Genomic DNA, 20,298 nt, shown 5'->3' with positions numbered 1-20,298 from the left:
CCCTATTTCATGACTCATAACGCCCCCAGAAAATCGGTGAGCGGGCTGGATGCCTGGGCCTGCAGAGCGCGGGCGCCAAGGCCAGCTTCATAGGCGCTGCGACCGGCGGTGCAGGCGAGCGCAAAGGCGCGGCCCATGGCGACCGGATCCCGGCTCACGGCGATGGCGGTGTTGACCAGCACGGCGTCGGCACCCAGCTCAAAGGCGGCGGCCGCGTGGCTCGGTGCACCGATCCCCGCATCCACCACAACGGGCACCCGCGCCTGTTCGATGATGATGGCAAGGAAATCCCGGGTCACCAGCCCCTGATTGGAGCCGATGGGGGCGCCGAGTGGCATGACGGCGGCGCAACCCACCTCTTCCAGCCGCTTGCAGAGCACGGGATCGGCCCCGCAGTAGGGCAGCACCACAAAGCCCTCTTTCACCAGCTGCTCGGCGGCTTTGAGCGTCTCGATGGGATCGGGCAGCAGATAGCGGGGATCGGGGTGGATCTCCAGCTTGAGCCAGTTCGTCCCCAGCGCCTCGCGGGCGAGGTGGGCGGCAAATACCGCCTCGGCGGCGGTCTTGGCGCCTGAGGTGTTGGGCAGCAGCTTGACCCCGAGTTGCAGCAAGGGGCTCAGGATATCGTCGTGGGCCTTGCCCGGTTCGAGCCGCTTGATGGCCATGGTGACCAGCCGGGAGCCGCTCGCCTCGATGGCGGCGGCCATCAGATCCGGGCGGGCAAACTTGCCGGTGCCGGTAAAGAGGCGCGATGAGAAGGTGTGATCGGCAATTGTCAGCATGTCAGCCTCCGGCCACTGCGATAAGAAGAGATGAGGTTCCGCCGCAAGGCAGAGCGCTCGAAGATGGGACTGTGAGCATCATGGGTCAGCCTCCCGCGATGGCGGTAAAGAGGTGAAGTTCGTCCCCGTCATTAAGACGGGTCTCGGCCCAGCGGCCACGGGGCAACACGGCGCCGTTAAGGGCCACCGCTACCCCTTGGGGATGGACCCCTTGCGCCGCCAGCAGGTCGGCCACGCTCTGCCCTGCCGCCAGCTGCTGGGCTTTATCATTGAGTCGAATGGTCAAGGTCATGGGGTGATCTCCTTATCGTCTGTCGGGCATCGGCGCTGCCCGCAAACCGGGCAATCGGGATCGGGAGCCAGCGTGAGGGTCTGCCACTGATGGGTCAGAGCATCGAAACGGCGCAGAGTGCCAGCGACCGGGCTTGGCATCCCGAGCAACAGTTTCAGTGCCTCCAGCGCCTGCAAAGAGCCCATCACCCCGACCAGCGGGCCGGTGACGCCGCTGGTCTCGCAGCTCTGGCTCACCTTGGTATCCAGCGGATAGAGGCAGGCGTAGCAGGCGTGATCGCTGCTGGTGCGCGCCATCAGCTGCCCCTGCCAGCCCACCGCGGCGGCAGAGATCCAGGGCTTGCCCTGCTCCACGCAGGCGGCGTTGATGGCCTGGCGGGTGGCGAGGTTGTCGCAGCAGTCGATCACCAAATCTACCTCGGCCACAAACTCCGGCAGGCTGGCGGCATCGAGCCGCTGGTTGATGGCAATCAGCTCCACCAACGGGTTGTGGGCGGCCAAGCGCTCGCGGGCCAGCTCCGCCTTGGAGTGGTTGACCGCCTCGCTATCGAACAGGATCTGGCGCGGCAGATTGCTGGAGTCCACCGTATCGCCATCGGCCAGCCACAAGGTGCCGACCCCGGCGCCAGCCAGATAGAGGGCGAGCGGCGAGCCGAGCCCGCCCAAGCCCACGATCAGCACAGATTTATCCTTGAGCCGCGCCTGACCCGCCTCCCCCACTTCCGCCAGCATCAGCTGGCGGCCGTAGCGCAAATACTCAGCATCAGAGAGCATGAACTGCCTCCTGCATGTCGGTCATAAGCTGCGCCGAGCGCGGCTCATCCCCTGCCCCCACGGCCGCGAGCAGCCGCTCGGTCGCCCCCTGCCAGTCGTCGCTGGCAGTGATAGCCGAGACCAGCGCGATACTGCCGACCCCGCTCCCCTTGACCGCAGCCACCCGCTCCTCGCTGATGCCGCCGATGGCCACCGTCGGCCAGTCGCCCATCAGGGCGCGGTAGCGGTGCAGCCGCACCAGCCCCTGCGGGCGGGAGGGCATCGCCTTGGTGTTGGTCGGGAAGATATGGCCGAGCGCGATATAGGAGGGGGCCAGTTCGCGCGCCCGCATCAACTCGAAGTAGCCGTGGGTGGAGATGCCAAGGCGCAGCCCGGCCGCCTGAATGGCGGCGAGATCGGCGGTCTCCATATCCTCCTGCCCCAGATGCACGCCCCAGGCGCCCGCCTCGATGGCCTGCTGCCAGTAGTCGTTGATAAAAAGCCGCGCCCCATGACGGCGACCGAGCGCGACAGCCTCGGCAATGGCCGGTGCCACCTGGGCGGCGGGCAGATTCTTGATCCGCAGCTGGATGGTCTTGACCCCCTGCCCCAGCAGGCGGCGCAGCCACTTGACCGAATCGACCACCGGATAGAGGCCCAGATGCTGTTCGGTTGCGGCAAAGGGGCCATCCGGCAGGCGGGCGCAGCTCGCTTCCATCCCTTCAACAGAAAAGAGCCCGAAGCGGCGATCGAGGGTTGAGCCCGCCAACACGGCGCGGGGGAAGTGAGCCAGATCGGCGGGCCAGCCGAGATGGGCGATGGGGCCCGGGCCTGCCCCCACCCCCTGCGCCGCCGCCAACCCCTGTTGCAGGTAGGCACGAGCGAGGGTGATGGCGTCCTCCACCGGATAATCCTGCGCCACCACGGCGGCGATGGCGCTGGCGTAACAGCAGCCGGTGCCGTGGCCGTGGCGGGTATCGAGGCGCGGCGCCGCCAGCCAGAATTCACGGGTCTCGTCCTGGTAGTAGTCAAGGCAGAGATCGCCGCTCCACTCCAGATGGCCCCCCTTGACCAGCACGGCGCGGGCGCCGAGTTCGCGCAGGCGGCGGGCGGCGAGGCGCACCAGTTCGGGGCTGCTGACCGGCAAGCCGGTCAGGGCTTCCAGCTCGGGGCCGTTGGGGGTGATCAAGGAGAGGCGCGGTAACAGCTGCTCGCGCACCGCCTCCAGCATATTGGGCTCCGCCATCGGGGTGCCGGTGCTGGCGATGGCCACCGGGTCGTAGACCACGAAGGGGGCTTCGATAGTTGCCAGTCGACGGGCCAGTACCTCCACATGGAGCCGGGTCGGCAGTAGACCAATCTTGATGGCGGCAGGCGGCAGATCGACGCCGAGGGCGTCGATCTGGGCGGTGAAGGTCTGCATCAGCACCGGGTCGACCATCTTCACCGCCACCGAGTTCTGGGCGGTGATGGCGGAGATGACCGAGCAGCCGTGCACGCCAAGGTCGTGCAATGTGTGCAAGTCGGCCTGAATACCGGCGCCACCGCCGGAGTCTGAACCGGCGATGGTCCACACTCTCATTTTGAGATCACTACCCAAGGGGCGAGCCTCTGTGACCGCCAGCAAGTCGGCGGGGCTGACAGCCCCGCTTGCGCTGCTCACGCCTCCTCCCCTGCGGCCTGTTTCAGCGCCGCCACCTGATGGTAGATCTCGCCGCCGGTCTCCTTGAAGGTTTCGGCCATGCGAGCCATGCCGCTCTCCACCTGAGCCACCACCTGCTCCTGCTGGCCATCCATCCCCACCAGCTTGATCTCTACCGCTTCGAGTTTTGCTGCATAGTCACGCACGTCCTGAGTGATCTTCATGGAGCAGAACTTGGGCCCGCACATGGAGCAGAAGTGGGCCACCTTGCCGGACTCCTGCGGCAGGGTCTCGTCGTGATAGGCGCGGGCGGTGTCGGGATCCAGCGCCAGATTGAACTGATCCTCCCAGCGAAACTCGAAGCGCGCCTTGGACATGGCGTTGTCGCGGATCTGGGCGCCCGGATGCCCCTTGGCCAGATCGGCGGCGTGGGCGGCAATCTTGTAGGTAATCAGGCCCTGTTTCACGTCTTCCTTGTTGGGCAAACCCAGATGCTCCTTGGGGGTCACGTAGCAGAGCATGGCGCAGCCGTACCAGCCGATCAGCGCCGCACCGATACCGGAGGTGAAGTGATCGTAACCCGGCGCGATATCGGTGGTGAGCGGGCCGAGAGTGTAGAAGGGGGCATCAAAGCAGTGCTCCAGCTGCTCGGTCATGTTGCGCTCGATCATATGCATCGGCACATGACCCGGCCCCTCGATCATCACCTGTACGTCGTACTCCCAGGCGATTTTGGTCAGCTCGCCCAGAGTGCGCAGCTCGGCGAACTGGGCCTCGTCGTTGGCGTCATAGACGGAGCCGGGGCGCAGGCCATCGCCCAGCGACAGCGCCACGTCATAGGCGGCGCAGATCTCGCAGATTTCGCGGAAGTGCTGGTAGAGGAAGTTCTCCTTGTGATGGGAGAGGCACCACTTGGCCATGATGCTGCCGCCGCGGGAGACGATGCCGGTGAGGCGCTTGGCGGTCATCGGCACGAAGCGCAGCAAGACCCCTGCGTGGATGGTGAAGTAGTCCACCCCCTGCTCGGTCTGCTCCAGCAAGGTATCGCGGAACAGCTCCCAGGTGAGCTCTTCGGCGATGCCGTTGCTCTTCTCCAGCGCCTGATATATGGGCACGGTACCGATGGGCACCGGGCTGTTGCGCAGGATCCACTCGCGGGTCTCGTGGATGTAGCGGCCGGTGGAGAGATCCATCACGGTGTCGGCGCCCCAGCGGGTCGACCAGACCAGTTTCTCCACCTCCTCTTCGATGCTGGAGGTGACCGCCGAGTTGCCGATGTTGGCGTTGATCTTCACCAGGAAGTTGCGGCCGATGATCATCGGCTCCGCTTCCGGGTGGTTGATATTGCTGGGGATGATGGCGCGACCGGCGGCCACCTCATCGCGCACAAATTCTGGGGTGATGTTCTGGGGCAAACGGGCACCGAAATCGCGGCCCGGATGCTGGGTACGCAAAAGCTCCGAGCGCACCCGCTCGCGGCCCATGTTCTCGCGAATGGCGATAAATTCCATCTCGGGGGTGACGATACCGGCGCGGGCGTAGTGGAGCTGGGTCACCCGGCGACCCGGCTTGGCGCGGCGCGGTTTTGGCAAGTGCTCGAAGCGCAGATGATCCAGCCCCTCGTCGGCCAGACGCTCCTGGGTGAAGGTGGAGCTGAGCCCCGGCAGGGCGTAGGTATCATCACGCTCCAGCACCCAGTTTTCCCGCAGGCGTGGCAGGCCGCGGCGCACGTCGATGGCGACCCCCTCCTCCCCGTAACGGCCCGAGGTGTCATAGACCGGCACCGGCTCGTTGGGCTCGAACCGGGGAGCTTCCTTATCGCCACTGACAGGGCCGCCAACGAAGGTATCGGCCAGCTGGATCTCCCGCAGCGGAACACGGATATCGGCGCGGGAACCTTCGATAAAGATGCGGCGGGAGTTGGGGTGAGCCATCCCTTTGAGGTTGTCGATAAAGGTCTGGGCGCTGGAGCGCTGCTCGCGGCGGCTGGATTTGGCGGTATCAGAAACATTGGTAGACATAGCAAAACTCACATTAACTGGTTGAAGTTATGGGTATTTGCTTGTCTGGAGTTCGAGGAGAAGATGAACTTGCGGCGGGGTGTTTATCTCGGGAGGGAGTGCGCGCGGGATGGATCTCCGCGCCGCTGTTCTGCCACTTCCCGCTCTCTGCATGCTGTGGGCAAGGTGCCCCACGTGCTGGACAACCGGACGGGACAGACTCCCTCCTGTGCGCCCTGACCCATCAAGGGAGACCCCTTCGATGAGCGGAAGAGGCTTGTTCCTCCTCCGGCGCGGTAACCCGCAAGTTACCCTTGTTCCCTTCGCAGGTTTTAACCTGATCAGGTTCCACGGATCCCGAATTAACGGTCTCAGCTTCGCGTCGTTCGACGGTCAGCACTCCGACAAGATGGCGCCAGTATAAGGGGGAAAATTTAAAGCACAAGCCGTTAACAATCCGGGTCAACGGTCGGTGCTGTGGTCAGACCGGGTTACTCCCCGCGCGACCAGGTGCGGATGGCGGCGATCTCCGCGGCGGGGATCTGCAGGGATTCGAGGAATTCCTGATGGGCCTGTGGCTCCATCTTCTCGAACTGGATATGCCAGTTGCGCATCATCTCTTCGGTCATGCCTGCGGCCTGCATGATGGCAACCCAGCGTGCCTTGTCTACCATGGGGATCTCCTCGTGTGTCTGTTGGCGATAGAGGATGATGGCCCGCTGTTGACGCCTCAGCTCGACGATCTCCTGCTCCAGTCGCAGCAGGTGACCATCGAGGCAGGAGTGGCTCTCTTGCCTTGCCGCCAGCAGGGTACCGATCTCTTCGAGCGGCAGCCCCATGGCACGAAAGCTGGCGATCTGCCGCCCCCGTTCCAGCTCGGCCTCGCCATAGCGGCGATAGCCGTTCTCCCCGCGCAGGGCGGGCAGCAGCAGACCGAGACGTTCGTAATAGAGCAGGGTGGTGCGGCTCAGGCCCAGTTCTCTGGCCAGCCGGGTAATCGTCAACATAGGGGTTCCTTCATCCAACGGGCAGAGGATAAACCCGCCTATCATAGACGGGTCAACTACTCCTCCGGATTGACGACAAGGATTTCGCTTAAGCGGCCCCGTTCGTCGCGGATCAGCACCAGCTCGCTCCCGGCATGCAGGTCGGCGGCCGAGCCGTTGACCCAGCGCACCTGTGGATTGAGTGGCACAGTGCCCAGGGTGGCCAACGTGAGCTGCCGGTCATCGAAGGATTGCAGGCGATCTTGCGCCCGCTGCCAGGGCTGATTGGCCAACGGGGCTCTGGCGGCCAACAGCTCAATTCGGGTGGCAACGCCGTCGGCGACCAGCAGGGCAAGCTGGTCGCCGGGTTTGAGCGGCTGATCCCAAACCACTCCCTGCCGCCAGACGGCGGCACTGCCCTGCTCCACCCCGGCCCCCTGAAATTGCAGGCGGATGCCGTCGTTGTGCTCCAGCTCAACCAGCCACAGCTCGTCGGCTCCCGCCTGCACCGCCCAGAGCGGCACACCCAGCATCCATGCACACCACTTTCTCGATTGTTCCATCTTCGTTCGTCCCTGAACAAAAAGCCCATGCTGGACAAGCATGGGCTTCATTCGGGAGCATTTCTAATCGGAACGCAGAGATCGGATCAGTCATCCTCGCGGCAACGGCTCAGGCGCATGCCGTCAAACTTGCACTCCAGCTCGAGCCAGCGCCCTTCGAACGGCACCAGACTGTTGTCCGAGGTGGTGTAGCCCCAGATCCGCCCCCCTTCGACCGGCCCTTCCAGATCCATCTCGTCCTTGTCATCTTCGTCGAGCGCTTCGACCTTGCGCACATAGCGCACACCGTTCTCCACCACCCCCTTCATCTCGACCCAGGTGCCGCCGAGATCATCTTCGTTGAGCCAATCCTTGAAGCGGGTCTGATCGTCGATCACGAACGGCATGCCGTTGACCATCAGCTGGCCAAGCTGCCAGGTGGTGCGGCCGATCAGCTTGAATTCGGTCGCCTGTGCGGTGCCAAGTGGCAACAAGATCAGCAACAGGAGGGCGCAGAGAGACTTCTTCATCGGGGATCCTCGGGGTTACACTGGCACACAGGATGCCATATCCGGTGTGAAAAGAGCGTGAAACGCTCGCCAACCAGGAGAGCAAAGCATGAAGATTTTGGTAGTGGAAGACAATCCTCAGGTGGCGGAAACCATCATGGATTATCTGGAGCTGGCCGGTCACCGCCTCGATTGTGCCTATCACGGTCAGGCGGCGCTGCAACTGCTGGAGGAGCAGCGTTTCGACGTCATCATCATGGATGTGATGATGCCGCGCCTCGATGGCCTCAGCACGGTGGCGCGCCTGCGCGAGCAGGGGATTGCCACTCCCGTGCTGTTTCTCACCGCCCGCGACAGCCTGGAGGACAAGCTGGCAGGCTTCAAGGCGGGAGGGGATGACTATCTGGTCAAGCCGTTCGCGATGGAGGAGCTGGAGGTGCGGCTGCAAGCCCTCAGTCTGCGCGGCCCGCGCGGCGATGTGGGGGCCATCAGCTTTGGCGATCTGACGGTCGATGTCGCCAGCGGCCGCGCCACCCGCGCCGGTGAGCCCCTCAAGCTCGGCAAGATCCCGTTCCAGATCCTCGCGCTACTGGCTCGCCGTGCCCCCGCCATCGTCAGCCGTCAGGAGGTGCTCGACACCGTCTGGGGGGATGAGGAGCCCGACTCCGATGCCCTGCGCAGCCACATCTACGCCCTGCGCAACGCGCTGGACAAACCCTTCCCCACTCCCATGCTGGAGACCCTGCACGGCCAGGGCTACCGACTGGTGAGCGCATGAGCCTGCCGAGCCTGCGTCGCCGCCTGATCATGGCGCTCGGCGGCGCCGGGGTGGTGCTGCTGATCCTGCTCTCCGGCCTGATGCTGGTGGCCGAGGACAAGATGGAGGAGCTGAGCCTGCGCCACTGGCTGGAGGCGGAAGTGACCCGCTACAGCGATGACTGGCTGCGACTCGGCCCGGCGGCAGCGGCCCCGAGCCCCAGACAGTTCTCCAGCTACTGGACCGAGGCGGGCCGCCTGCCGAAATGGTTGAAGCCCTACCGGACCCCCGGCTTTTTCGAGCACCAGCTGGGCAAGGAGGACAAACACTTTCTGGTGGCCCGCCACCCCTCCGGCGAGGGACTGCTCTATCTGGTGTTCAACGACGACGCCGATGACTACCTGGATCCCTACGAAGATAAACTGCATCTGGCGACCCGGCTGATCGGGCTGGCGCTGCTGCTCGCCTGCCTCGGCTTCGGCATCTGGCTGGTACGTCATATCACAGGGCCGCTGCAACGGCTGCAGCACAGGGTTGCCCACCTCACTCCGGATCAGGCGGATTTCGAGCCCGACGCCCCCTGGCAGGAGCTGCGGGATATCGAGCTGGCGCTGCTGGCCGGCAAGCAGGAGGTGGCCGCCGTGTTTGCCCGCGAGCAGGAGTTCAGCCGCTTCGCCAGCCACGAGCTGCGCACCCCCAACATGGTGATCCAGGGCTCGGCGGCCCTGCTCGGCAAGGTGACGGATCTGCCCGCGCCAGCCGCCCGCGCCACCACCCGCATTCGCGCCGCCGCCGACGAGATGGCGCTGCTCACCGAGACCTTCCTGCTGCTGGGCCGCAAAGAGGCGGTGGAGCGACCGCTGCAACAGGTCACCCCGCTGATCCGTCAGGAGCTGGCCCGCCTCGCCCCGCTGCTGCAGCGGGAGGCGCTCGATATCCGGCTTAATCTGGACGAGAGCAGCGAGGTGAATGCCCCCCTCTCCCTGCTCGCCATTGCCCTCGGCAACCTGCTGAAAAATGCCCTGAGCTATGCCGAGGGGCATATCGAGATCGAGCTCTGTGGCCCCGTGCTCACGATCAGCAACCCGACGGCGGCGGCGCCGGATCAGATCCTTGGCTACGGCTGCGGCCTCACCATCATCCAGCGCATCTGCGAGAAGTTGGGCTGGCAGATCGAAACCCGGCTGGAAAACGGCGTATTCAGCGCAAGGCTGGCGATGATCGCCGCCGAACAGTTCCCTCTCCCTCCGGGAGAGGGCTAGGGTGAGGGCGCTGCGGCACCAGCCAAAAACAAACAAGGCGCCCGAGGGCGCCCTGTTGTTATCTGATGGCTGCAAGCCAGAGGCTCACTCCGCCGGTTTGTTCTTGCGGCTCGCCTTGAGTTCGAGGAACTCGATGATCTTGCCGGCTACATCCTTGCCGGAGGCGGCTTCCACCCCTTGCAGGCCGGGGGAGGAGTTGACCTCCAGCACCAGCGGGCCACGGGCGCTGCGCAGGATATCGACCCCCGCCACATCCAGCCCCATGATCTTGGCGGCCTGCACGGCGGTGGCGCGCTCTTCCGGGGTGATCTTGATAGCTTCGGCGGTGCCGCCACGGTGCAGGTTGGAGCGAAACTCCCCCGGCTGGGCCTGACGGCGCATGGCGGCCACCACCTTGCCGTTGACCACCAGACAGCGGATGTCGGCGCCATTGGCCTCGCGGATATACTCCTGCACCAGAATGTTGTTATTGGTCTGGATAAAGGCCTCGATCACGCTCTCGGCGGCCTTCTGGGTCTCGCAGAGCACCACGCCAATCCCCTGGGTTCCCTCCAGCAGTTTCACCACCAGCGGCGCCCCGCCCACCATGGTGATGAGGTCGGGCACGTCGTGGGTGCTGTGGGCATAGCCGGTGATGGGCAGGCCGATGCCATGGCGGGAGAGCAGCTGCATCGCCCGCAGCTTGTCGCGGGAGCGGCTGATGGCCACCGAGCTGTTGAGCGCCATGGTGTTCATCATCTCGAACTGGCGCAGCACGGCGGTGCCGTAGGCGGTAATGCTGGCCCCGATCCGGGGGATCACGGCGTCATAACTTCCCAACTCCCCACCCTCGTAGTGAATGGAGGGGTTGTGGGAAGCGATATTCATATAGCAGCGCAGGGTGTCGAGCACCTCGACCTGATGACCGCGCGCCTGCGCCACCTCGACCAGACGGCGGGTGGAGTAGTTTTTCGGCTCACGGGATAAAATGGCGATCTTCATGACAATTCCGCTAGAAGGCTGTGCCTGGGCAGGATGGGGCGGGAGAGTATAAGGTGCCACAGCGCCAAGACAACGCCAATTGTTTCTCCTGACAACAAGACAAACCACGCCAGACAGCACGCTACCCTGTCACTGTGACCAACAGGTTAAACGGCGGCTCTGCGCAAGTTGTTCAACCCGTGCAAGGATGCCGCCGTTTCTCGTTAAAGATCAACCGGTGTCACGCGGGAGTCAGTTCAGGTTTGGCCCCAACCAGCGCTCGGCCTCGGCCAGCGTCATCCCCTTGCGAACGGCGTAATCTTCCACCTGATCGTGCTGGATCTGCGCCACCGCGAAGTATTTGCTCTCGGGGTGGGAGAAGTACCAGCCCGACACCGCCGCCCCCGGCCACATGGCGTAGGATTCGGTGAGCTGCATGCCGATAGCCTGTTCCACCTCCAGCAGTTCCCAGATACTCCCCTTCTCGGTGTGCTCAGGGCAGGCCGGATAACCGGGCGCCGGGCGGATGCCCTGATAGTTCTCGCGGATCAGCTCATCATTGCTGAGGGCTTCATCAGGGGCATAACCCCAATGCACCTTGCGCACCTGCTCGTGCAGGTACTCGGCAAACGCTTCGGCGAGACGGTCGCACACCGCCTGAATGAGGATGGCGTTGTAGTCGTCGTGATCCGCCTTGTAAGCCTTGGCGATGGCCTCCTCACCGATGCCACCAGTCACCGCGAAGGCGCCGATCCAGTCCGGTTTGCCGCTCTCCTTCGGCGCCACATAGTCCGCCAGACAGTAGTTGGGGAAGCCCTGCTTCTCGCTCTGCTGACGCAGGTGATGCAGCACCTTGATGACCTCGGTGCGGGACTCGTCGCTGTAGACCTCGATGCTGTCCCCTACCGCGTTGGCCGGGAACAGGCCGATAATACCGGCGCAGCGCACGCTCTGATCCTTTTCCAGCTGATCCAGCATGGCGTTGGCGTCGGCAAACAACTTGGTCGCCTCCTCGCCAATGATCTCGTCCTCGAGGATGCGCGGATACTTGCCCGCCAGCTCCCAGCTGAGGAAGAACGGCGTCCAGTCGATGTAGGGGCGCAGCACCGAAATGGGCACGTTTTCGAACTTTTGCACCCCAAGCTCGCGGGGCTTGGGCGGCTGGTAGCCAACCCAGTCCAGCTGCTGCCGATTGGCGCGGGCATGGGCCAGACTGACCGGGCGGGAGCGCGGCTGCTTACGGGCATGCTGATCCCGGGCAATCTCGTACTCCTTGTCGATGCGGGCGACAAACGCCTCCTTGAGATCCGGGCTGAGCAGGCTCTGGGCCACCCCCACCGCACGGGAGGCGTTGGAGACATAGACCACCGGCTCCGAGTAGTTCTGCTCGATCTTCACCGCAGTGTGCGCCTTGGAAGTGGTGGCACCGCCGATCAACAGCGGCAGCTTGAAGCCCTGACGCTCCATCTCTTTGGCCACATGCACCATCTCGTCCAGCGACGGGGTAATGAGACCCGACAAGCCGATGATATCGGCGCCGACCTCCCGCGCTGTTTTGAGAATGGTCTCGCAGGAGACCATGACACCGAGGTCGACAATCTCGAAGTTGTTGCACTGCAGCACCACCCCGACGATGTTCTTGCCGATGTCGTGCACATCCCCTTTCACGGTGGCCAGCACGATTTTGCCGTTGCTGGAGCCGCCCGATTTTTCCGCCTCGATATAGGGCTGCAGATAGGCCACCGCCCGCTTCATCACCCGGGCCGATTTCACCACCTGCGGCAGGAACATCTTGCCCGCGCCGAACAGGTCACCGACCACGTTCATGCCATCCATCAGCGGCCCTTCGATGACGTGCAGCGGCTTCTCTGCACCGGCGCGCGCCTCTTCGGTATCCTCTTCGATAAAGTCGGTGATCCCCTTGACCAGCGCGTGCTCCAGCCGCTTGCCCACCGGCCAGCTGCGCCACTCCTGATCCCGCGGATCCTCCGCCTGGGCACCGGCACCGCGATACTTCTCGGCGATGGCCAGCAGCTCCTCGGTGGCGTTGTCATTGAGGTTGAGTACCACCGCCTCGACCTTCTCTTTCAGCTCGGCCGGAATGTCTTCGTAGATGGCAAGCTGACCGGCGTTGACGATCCCCATGTCCATGCCGTTCTGGATGGCGTGGTAGAGGAAGACGGCGTGAATGGCTTCGCGCACCGGCTCGTTGCCGCGAAACGAAAACGAGACGTTGGAGACGCCGCCGGAGATCATGGCGTGAGGCAGGTTCGTCTTGATGTCCTTCACCGCCTCGATGAAGTCCACCGCGTAGTTGTTGTGTTCGTCGATGCCGGTCGCCACCGCGAAGATGTTGGGATCGAAGATGATGTCTTCCGGCGGGAAACCGACCTGATCCACCAGGATCCGGTAGGCGCGCTGGCAGATCTCGAACTTGCGAGCGCGGGTATCGGCCTGCCCCTTCTCGTCGAACGCCATCACGATCACGGCGGCGCCGTAGCGACGCAGCAGTCTGGCCTGCTGGATGAACTTCTCCTCCCCCTCCTTCATGGAGATGGAGTTGACCACCGGCTTGCCCTGCACGCACTTGAGACCCGCTTCCAGCACCTCCCACTTGGAGGAGTCGATCATCACCGGCACCCGGGCGATATCCGGCTCACCGGCGATAAGGTTCAGGAAGCGCACCATGGCCGCCTCGGCGTCCAGCATCCCCTCGTCCATGTTGATGTCGATGATCTGGGCACCGCTCTCTACCTGCTGCTTGGCGACATCCAGCGCCTCATCGTAGAGCCCCTCCTTGATCAGCCGCTTGAACTTGGCCGAACCGGTAACGTTGGTGCGCTCCCCCACGTTCACGAACATGGATTCAGGGGTGATGATCAGCGGCTCGAGGCCCGACAGGCGACAGGCCACCGGCAGTTCGGGTAGCACGCGCGGTTTGATGCCCGCCACGGCATCCGCCATGGCGCGGATATGGGTCGGGGTGGTGCCGCAGCAGCCGCCGACCATGTTGAGAAAGCCGCTCCCGGCCCACTCGCGGATATGCTCCGCCATCTCGACGGCATCGAGATCGTACTCACCGAATGCATTGGGCAGACCGGCGTTGGGGTGGGCGCTGACGCAGGATTCGCTGATGCGCGACAACTCCTCGACATATTGGCGCAGCTCGTCCGGGCCGAGCGCACAGTTGAGACCGAACGACACCGGTTTGACGTGGCGCAGCGAGTGATAGAAGGCTTCGGTGGTCTGGCCGGAGAGAGTACGGCCGGAGGCGTCGGTAATGGTGCCGGAGATCATCACCGGCAGGCTGTAACCCAGCGCTTCGAACACCCCTTCCACCGCGAAGGCGGCTGCCTTGGCGTTGAGGGTATCGAAGATGGTCTCAATCAGGATGATGTCGGCGCCGCCCTCGATCAGGGCATGGGTCGATTCGGTATAGGCGGCCACCAGCTGGTCATAGGTGACGTTGCGCTTGCCGGGGTCGTTGACGTCCGGCGAGATGGAACAGGTGCGGTTGGTGGGGCCCAGCACCCCGGCGACGAAGCGCGGCTTGGTGGGATCTTTCGCCGTCCACTCGTCTGCCACGGCGCGAGCCAGCCGGGCAGCTTCCCGGTTGATCTCGGCGGAAAATGCTTCCATCTCGTAGTCGGCCATGGCGATGCGCGTGGCGTTGAAGGTGTTGGTCTCGAGAATGTCGGCCCCGGCAGCGCAATACTGCTCATGGATCTCGCGGATCACCGCCGGACGGGTCAGCACCAGCAAATCGTTGTTGCCCTTGATGTCGGTATGCCAGTCGGCAAACCGCTCACCCCGATAATCCGCTTCGCCCAGTCGGTAACCCTGGATCATAGTGCCCATGGCCCCGTCGATGATCAGGATCCGCTCACTGAGGCAGGCTTCCAGCTTCTTTGTTACGTCCGACTGCTTGCTCGGCTCTCTGCTCGACATTTCGTTCGACACCGCGTGTTCCTCTTACATCCATGCAACTGCGTAAACAGCATCCTAACAGCAAACAAATAAAATGGAAATCTAGCCGTCTATCAGTCCAAACAGAACACCATATACTCATTTATGGGTAATGAGTAACATAGGGCCCGAGAGTAACCTATGCCCGTCCTGAATAGGGATACGTGCTTGCTGTCTACCAACGAGAAAAAAATAACTATGAGCGTCTACTACACACTCTGTTTTCTGGCAGCGCTGGCGATTTTTATCGCCTTTGCCAACCAGTATGTTGTGAAGATCCAGACCACCATCGCCATTACTGCGGGCTCCATGCTGATCTCCGCGCTGATGGTGCTGTTTGGCAAACTGGGCTGGTTCAACCTGGAACCTCTTGCCGTCAAAACCATGGAGAGCATCGACTTCCAGAACTTCCTGCTGAAGGGGATTCTGGGCTTCCTGCTGTTCGCCGGTGGTCTTGGCATCAATCTCAAGGCGTTGCATAGCCAGAAGTGGGAGATCACCATTCTGGCCATCATTGCCACCCTGCTCTCCACCTTTATCATCGGTTACGGCTTCTGGTTTATCGCCAAGCTGCTGGGCTGGGAACTGCCGCTGGTCTACTGCATGCTGTTCGGGGCGCTGATCTCCCCCACTGACCCGATTGCCGTACTCGCCATCGTCAAGAAGATGAAAGCGCCACCCCAGATCGCCATCCAGATCGAAGGGGAGTCACTGTTCAACGACGGCGTCGGCCTCGTCATCTTCGCCACCGTGTTTGCCGTCGCCTTTGGCGGGGTTGAGCCGACCTTCGGCAGCGTGGCTGGTCTGTTCCTGCACGAAGCCCTCGGCGGCATCCTGTTCGGCGCCGTGCTGGGCCTCATCGCCCATGTGATGATCAGCGCCACCGACGATGGCTCGCTGGAGCTGCTGCTGACGCTGTGCATCCCGACCGCCGGTTTCGCCTTTGCCAACATGATCGGCGTCTCCGGTGCGCTGGCCATGGTGGTCACCGGCATCATGATCGGCAACTGGACCCGCCAATCCGGCTTCTCCGAACAGAGCCGTCATCACCTGGATCACTTCTGGGAGTTGATGGATCAGTTCCTCAACGCCCTGCTGTTCCTGCTGATCGGTCTGGCACTGGTGCTGCTGGAACTCTCCTGGCATGACTGGGTGCTGCTGGTTATCGCGGTACCGCTCTGCCTGGCTGCCCGCTTCATCAGCGTATCGCTGCCCTATGTGGCCTTCCGCAGATTCCGCAACTACAACACCTTCTCGGTGCGGATCCTTACCTGGGGCGGTCTGCGCGGCGGTCTGGCCATGGCGATGGCACTGGCACTCCCCTCCGGCGTCATGATGATCCCGGATCATGGCGTCGACCTGCGTGAAGTGATCCTGGTGATGACCTACTCGGTGGTGATGTTCTCCATCGTGGTGCAGGGCATGACCATCACCCCGATGATCACTGCCGCCAAGAAGGCCTCTGGCGACTACTGAGTCGACCGACTGTACTGATTGCAGAATGAACGAGGGCTCCGTAAGGAGCCCTCTTTTTATGGCTAATATTTGCGACTGATAGCACCTTGATAACACAGAGGAAAAGCGCACTGACTTCAACATCGCCAAATTATTGTTTGCTTTTTATTCATTTCGAGGAGAGAATGCGCCCCGGCTAGTTAATCAGCCCTGTTTATGTTCGCAATGTTTCAACGTTAGATGAATCCTGCCAAAACCCACATAACCTTCCTCTGATTTACTCGCCTTGAGAACCGTCAGGCTGTCTGCCTGCGTTGCCCGGCTCTCACGGTGCAGACCCGATCTGCCCACCCAATTTGATTTATGCATCAGCATATTCCTTGAAAAGTGCAGACGCCCCTTAACCGGGCTGGGTATTCCTGCGCGCTTGTCGTTCACCCAATCGACCGCGCCCATTAACCTGACATTTGCCAATACAAGGAGCAAACACCTAATTTATATAGAGAAATACCATGATGAAAGCCGTACAAACACACAAGCCCCTGCGTCGTAGCAAACCCATCAACCTGCCCCCGCAAGAGCAGGATTCCGATGCGTTCCTGATCCAGTTCAGCACCCGCTTCAGCGGCGGTTTCGCCATCTCCTGTGATGGTATCGCTGGCGAGTTCTCCATCGAAGACCTCAACTGATCCTGCCTGCCCTCCGGCAGCGCCCGATGCAGACAGGCCGCAACTCACGGCGGCCTCTTTGCTTCTCTCACACCTTTAACCAGATCCAGCCTCTTGCTTGTCACTCAATCTGACCAGCCACCTCGCCATTCGCTTTCCAGCTCTCTGACCTCGATCACTGCTCCAGCAGCAGGCATTCATCAGCATCTTCGCTCAGCTTGACCAGACGGCTGCGTACCAGCCCCAGCTTGGCCAGCAGGCCGATGGATCGCTCGTTACCCGGGGTGACGATGGCGACCACTTGCCCGATCCCCAACCGGCTTTTGCCATCGGCAAGAGCGGCCTGCGCCGCTTCAATGGCGTAGCCCTGACCGCGATACTGCGGCAAGAAGGCGTAGCCGATATCGACCTGCGCCAAGGTATCGCGCTTGATCAGGCCGCAGATACCAAGGCTGGCACCGTCCTCCTTGCGCTCCACCAGATAGAGCCCGTGACCATAACGGGCATAGCTGACTGCTGGCCCCTGCTGGATATACTCCTGCGCCTGCTCCAGAGTGCGGATGCCCCGATCGCCGATGTAGCGATAAAAGTCGCCGTCATTGAGCAACTCAAGAATGAAGGGGGCGTCAGTGGCGATCATTTCGCGCAGGATCAGGCGGGAGGAGGCAATCATGGCAAGGGCTCTCAGACGGAAAGTGAAGGGCAAAGAGTGCCCCGTCACTCCCTGGCTGGCAAGCCTGTGGCACCATCAGCCATGAAAAAGGGGCCGCGCAGCGACCCCTGATGAGATGGAAGATATGGAAGATAAGGCCTCAGGCCGCCAGCAACCCGGCATAACCGTTGCCCTGCTCTCGCAGCGCGATGAACTGGGCGGCACAATCGGCCCAGCTCAGCCCCAGCGCATCTGCAACCTTGTGGGGCCACTCGGGCGGTGCCTCTTCTGCAACATCGGACTGAGCCGCCAGCACGATGGCCAGATGGATCAATCCGGCCTCGGGAGAGAACTCCTTGGCCAGCATGGGGTTGTAGTGATACTCCACCGCAGTGCTGATGGTCTCGGGGAACTTCCAGTAGCGCGCCATGGCCGCCCCGACCTGGGCATAGTTGAAGCCGACTACCAGCTCTTCCGCCTTGGCCCGCCCCTTGTGCAACTCCAGATCATGGATGTGATGGACGGTGTTTTCCGGCAGGCCCACGTGCATCACCAAGCGGCCAAGGTCATAGAGCAGGGCGCAGGTAAAGACCTCCTCCCCCTTCATCCCCTTCTTCACCGCCAGACGGCGAGCCAGTTCGGCCACGTTGAACACGCAGCCCCAGAAATGTTTGAGATCAATGCCGGGGACGGCCTTGACCGATTCGGTGAGCCCGCAGGCCAGCACCATGTTGCGCACCATCGCCAACCCCAGCCGCACAGCGGCTTCATTGACGGTGCCGATCTGGCGACTGCTGCCGAATTTGGCCGAGTTGGCCAACCGCAGCAACTTGGCGGAGATGACCGGATCCTTGTTGATCAACTTGCTGATCTTGAGCAGATCCGGCTCCTTTTCATTGAAGGTCTGAATCAAGTCGCGCATTACTTCGGGGATCTGTGGCAGCAGCTTGGGCTCGGCCAGCAGGGAATCTATTGTGGGCATAGGCGTGTCCATCCATGTTATCTGTGTTCCAACCAGTCTGCCTTGGCAAACGTCTCTAATTATGGGTAACAAATGACTGCCATATCGGATTGTTTATTCGCTGACCGTTCAAGGTGTTAGCCCCATTCAGGCTATACTGGCCGCCACATTCACTGTTGCGGATATCCCATGAACGACACTCAGGAATTTTTTGACGAAGAGACGCTGCTGGAGATGGTGGAGAACCAGCTCAACGATGGTCACCCGCCCCATGTGAAGGCGACCCTGATGCGGCTGGTGATGAAGGGCACGCCGCGGGAAGAGGCGCTGCAATATATCGCCTGCGCCCTCGGGGCCGAGCTGATGGCGATGGAGGCCGATCAGGGCCCCTTCAATCTGACCCGCTACGGCGAGTTCCTCGACAGCCTGCCCGAGATGCCGTGGGCAGACTGAGGCGCCACGCCTTGTAGTGACTACCCAAAAACAGAAGGGCGGGTGCCGATGGCCCCGCCCTTGTTGCATGGATCCTCTCCGGATCAGAACTGGGAGTTGATGATCACCTCTTCCCCCAGCGCCCCTGCCAGCGGCAGTGGCCGGTAGCTGGAGTTGGCAGCCCGCAGCAGACGAATGCCGCGAATGCCGATCTCCTGCGCCGCCTTGATATCCCCGTCGGCATCGCCGTAGAAGAGCTTCATCTGCTTCTCCTTGAGCCACTGCACCTTGGTGTTCTGGCCCGGCTGATCACCGGCAAAGATCACCGGATTGAGCTGGTCGGCCGGAATATTCATGGTCTGCTGCAAGGTCTGGCTCACGGTTTCGGTCTGGGTGGCCGAGCGGCCGGTGACGAAATAGATGTGGTCACCGCGCTTGAGATGCATGGCGATGAGCGCCTTACCCACCTCTTTCGGCATGCTGAACGCATCCCAGCCATTGTTCATCTTCTCCCAGAAGGCGGGGTTCTTCAGATAGCTCTCGTCGTTGGGCGAGAACTCCTGCTTGCCGCGATAAAAGCCCGGGCTGGAGAAGAGCAGGGTATCGTCGATATCAAACCCGACCGCCATCGGGGGCAGGCCATCCAGACTCTTGGCAATCTGCTCCACCGACACCCAGTGGATCGGCGCCTGCTGGGCCAGAGTGACGGTGGTGACACCGGCAGGGATTGGCTGAACGGTAGCGGCTTGACCCGCCACAGCAGGCAGAGAGAGGGCCGCAGCCAGCAAGGAGGCAAGCAGCGCCGGACGAGAGATGTGTTTCATAAGGCAGGTTGTCATCTTGAATCAAAAGAGGGGGGCCAATAGTGCCCCCATCCCGCCTCTCAAATCTGTGAATGCTCCTGCAAAAGGGAGCATTTGACGCCCGATAATTAATCCTCGATTGGCAGCAGATCGGTAAAGACAAAGCCGTCGCGCAGCACTGTCTCGCCGACCCGAATGCCGAGCGGACGGGAGAACATGGGGCCATCATAGGCCAGGGTGTGAAACTCGCCGTTCTCGCCGCACGGATCGACACCCTCCGGCAGCGCCGCCAGCAGTACCTCGTCAAAATCGTGCCCCCCCAGGCAGGCATCCAGCTTGTTCGGGTCGAGAGCACTGATCCGCGCCTTCAACCCAGCGGCCACCATCTGCGGCGCCAGTTCACGGGTATTGCTGCCCCAGAGCGGGAACAGTGGTTCGATGCCGGTACCTGCCAGCTGCTTTTCACGGTAGGCGCGCACATCCTCGAGGAACAAGTCGCCAAAGGCCATATGGCGGATCCCCTGTGCCACCACATCAGCGATAAAGCCGGTCATGATGCGGGCGTAATCCTCGTTGCTGCAGGGCCAGGGCAGATCGATGGTGATGAGGGGCAGCCCGACGCAGGCGGCCTGCTCGGTCAACAGCTGCTTGCGCACCCCGTGCATCGCCACCCGCTTGAATGCCTGATTGAGGGTGGTGAACAGCCCCACCACCTCGATGGCGGGATCTTGCCGCAACTGATGCAGTGCCCATGCGCAATCCTTGCCGCTGCTCCAGGAGAGCAGTACCCGTTTCTTTTCCATCATTCCTCCGCCAGCGGGGCACTCGGATTGCCCCAAAAAGATGCAAGACAGTGTTGCGAATTGCGCGATTTACA

General features: G+C 62.4%; 19 protein-coding genes and 1 riboswitch. Of the genes, 5 read left to right on the top strand and 14 right to left on the bottom strand.

Translation table 11 applies throughout. From position 1 onward, the window contains the following. Positions 1–14 precede the first annotated feature (14 nt). The 8 genes from BSP75_RS07705 to BSP75_RS07670 all read right to left on the bottom strand — a co-directional run bounded on the left by BSP75_RS07705 (position 15) and on the right by BSP75_RS07670 (position 7,526). Positions 15–782, bottom strand: a complete 768-nt coding sequence (locus BSP75_RS07705; RefSeq protein ID WP_075112794.1) for a thiazole synthase — start codon at positions 780–782, stop codon at positions 15–17. A gap of 85 nt (positions 783–867) precedes the next feature. Beyond that, on the bottom strand, positions 868–1,074 hold the full coding sequence (gene thiS / locus BSP75_RS07700; protein ID WP_075112793.1) for a sulfur carrier protein ThiS: 207 nt from the start codon (positions 1,072–1,074) through the stop codon (positions 868–870). Then, entirely contained in the window at positions 1,071–1,847 is a 777-nt protein-coding gene (locus BSP75_RS07695) for a HesA/MoeB/ThiF family protein (RefSeq protein WP_075112792.1), read from the bottom strand. The genes thiS and BSP75_RS07695 overlap by 4 nt, the downstream gene beginning before the upstream one ends. Further along, positions 1,837–3,489 carry a thiamine phosphate synthase gene (thiE, locus tag BSP75_RS07690; RefSeq protein ID WP_075112791.1) on the bottom strand — a complete coding sequence of 551 codons (1,653 nt, stop codon included), beginning with the start codon at positions 3,487–3,489 and terminating at the stop codon, positions 1,837–1,839. Before thiE ends, BSP75_RS07695 begins: the two co-directional genes overlap by 11 nt. Continuing rightward, positions 3,486–5,489, bottom strand: coding sequence for a phosphomethylpyrimidine synthase ThiC (thiC, locus tag BSP75_RS07685; protein ID WP_075112790.1), 2,004 nt, complete (start codon positions 5,487–5,489; stop codon positions 3,486–3,488). Before thiC ends, thiE begins: the two co-directional genes overlap by 4 nt. Positions 5,490–5,769: 280 nt before the next feature. Next, positions 5,770–5,882: riboswitch (TPP riboswitch) on the bottom strand. 77 nt (positions 5,883–5,959) lie between these two features. Continuing rightward, positions 5,960–6,475, bottom strand: coding sequence for a MerR family transcriptional regulator (locus BSP75_RS07680; RefSeq protein WP_075112789.1), 516 nt, complete (start codon positions 6,473–6,475; stop codon positions 5,960–5,962). Between the two features lie 56 nt (positions 6,476–6,531). Further along, a complete protein-coding gene (locus BSP75_RS07675) occupies positions 6,532–7,017 on the bottom strand; it encodes a hypothetical protein (protein WP_075112788.1) in 486 nt (161 codons plus the stop codon). An 86-nt stretch (positions 7,018–7,103) separates the two neighbouring features. Further along, positions 7,104–7,526, bottom strand: coding sequence for a hypothetical protein (locus tag BSP75_RS07670; protein WP_075112787.1), 423 nt, complete (start codon positions 7,524–7,526; stop codon positions 7,104–7,106). Positions 7,527–7,614: 88 nt separating this feature from the next. Between BSP75_RS07670 and BSP75_RS07665 the strand changes: the two genes are divergently transcribed. After that, complete coding sequence (locus BSP75_RS07665) at positions 7,615–8,283, top strand: response regulator transcription factor (RefSeq protein ID WP_019446511.1); 669 nt, start codon at positions 7,615–7,617, stop codon at positions 8,281–8,283. Beyond that, positions 8,280–9,524 (top strand): HAMP domain-containing sensor histidine kinase, encoded by a 1,245-nt coding sequence (locus tag BSP75_RS07660; RefSeq protein WP_075112786.1) that lies wholly within the window; start codon positions 8,280–8,282, stop codon positions 9,522–9,524. Before BSP75_RS07665 ends, BSP75_RS07660 begins: the two co-directional genes overlap by 4 nt. Positions 9,525–9,608: 84 nt before the next feature. On the opposite strand, the gene rimK is transcribed toward BSP75_RS07660, so the two are convergent. Together rimK and metH are read right to left on the bottom strand one after the other, a co-directional pair. Then, positions 9,609–10,505 carry a 30S ribosomal protein S6--L-glutamate ligase gene (rimK, locus tag BSP75_RS07655; protein WP_005340088.1) on the bottom strand — a complete coding sequence of 299 codons (897 nt, stop codon included), beginning with the start codon at positions 10,503–10,505 and terminating at the stop codon, positions 9,609–9,611. Positions 10,506–10,736: 231 nt separating this feature from the next. After that, positions 10,737–14,432 (bottom strand): methionine synthase, encoded by a 3,696-nt coding sequence (gene metH / locus BSP75_RS07650; protein ID WP_075112785.1) that lies wholly within the window; start codon positions 14,430–14,432, stop codon positions 10,737–10,739. Between the two features lie 216 nt (positions 14,433–14,648). On the opposite strand from metH, the gene BSP75_RS07645 reads away from it, so the two are divergent. Both BSP75_RS07645 and BSP75_RS21500 read left to right on the top strand, forming a co-directional pair. Further along, complete coding sequence (locus BSP75_RS07645) at positions 14,649–15,926, top strand: sodium:proton antiporter (RefSeq protein ID WP_075112784.1); 1,278 nt, start codon at positions 14,649–14,651, stop codon at positions 15,924–15,926. Positions 15,927–16,417: 491 nt separating this feature from the next. Further along, positions 16,418–16,594, top strand: a complete 177-nt coding sequence (locus tag BSP75_RS21500) for a hypothetical protein (RefSeq protein ID WP_005342935.1) — start codon at positions 16,418–16,420, stop codon at positions 16,592–16,594. 154 nt (positions 16,595–16,748) lie between these two features. Here BSP75_RS21500 and BSP75_RS07640 read toward each other — a convergent pair whose 3' ends face one another. Next, on the bottom strand, positions 16,749–17,246 hold the full coding sequence (locus BSP75_RS07640; protein WP_075112783.1) for a GNAT family N-acetyltransferase: 498 nt from the start codon (positions 17,244–17,246) through the stop codon (positions 16,749–16,751). A 139-nt stretch (positions 17,247–17,385) separates the two neighbouring features. After that, the gene (locus BSP75_RS07635; protein WP_075112782.1) at positions 17,386–18,207 is read right to left on the bottom strand and encodes an HDOD domain-containing protein; all 822 of its coding nucleotides are present in this window, start codon (positions 18,205–18,207) and stop codon (positions 17,386–17,388) included. 168 nt (positions 18,208–18,375) lie between these two features. On the opposite strand from BSP75_RS07635, the gene BSP75_RS07630 reads away from it, so the two are divergent. Continuing rightward, positions 18,376–18,639 (top strand): hypothetical protein, encoded by a 264-nt coding sequence (locus BSP75_RS07630; protein ID WP_042658108.1) that lies wholly within the window; start codon positions 18,376–18,378, stop codon positions 18,637–18,639. A gap of 83 nt (positions 18,640–18,722) precedes the next feature. Here BSP75_RS07630 and aphA read toward each other — a convergent pair whose 3' ends face one another. Both aphA and BSP75_RS07620 read right to left on the bottom strand, forming a co-directional pair. Then, positions 18,723–19,442 (bottom strand): acid phosphatase AphA, encoded by a 720-nt coding sequence (gene aphA, locus BSP75_RS07625; RefSeq protein WP_075112781.1) that lies wholly within the window; start codon positions 19,440–19,442, stop codon positions 18,723–18,725. 107 nt (positions 19,443–19,549) lie between these two features. Next, positions 19,550–20,224, bottom strand: coding sequence for an ATP-binding protein (locus tag BSP75_RS07620; RefSeq protein WP_075112780.1), 675 nt, complete (start codon positions 20,222–20,224; stop codon positions 19,550–19,552). Positions 20,225–20,298 lie beyond the last annotated feature (74 nt).

Origin of the sequence: Aeromonas sp. YN13HZO-058, from assembly GCF_001921245.1 — a bacterium.
In the GTDB taxonomy this organism is placed as follows: domain Bacteria; phylum Pseudomonadota; class Gammaproteobacteria; order Enterobacterales; family Aeromonadaceae; genus Aeromonas; species Aeromonas allosaccharophila.
Note: the sequence above shows the minus strand (reverse complement) of the source record. Positions and strands in the feature narration are given on the sequence as shown.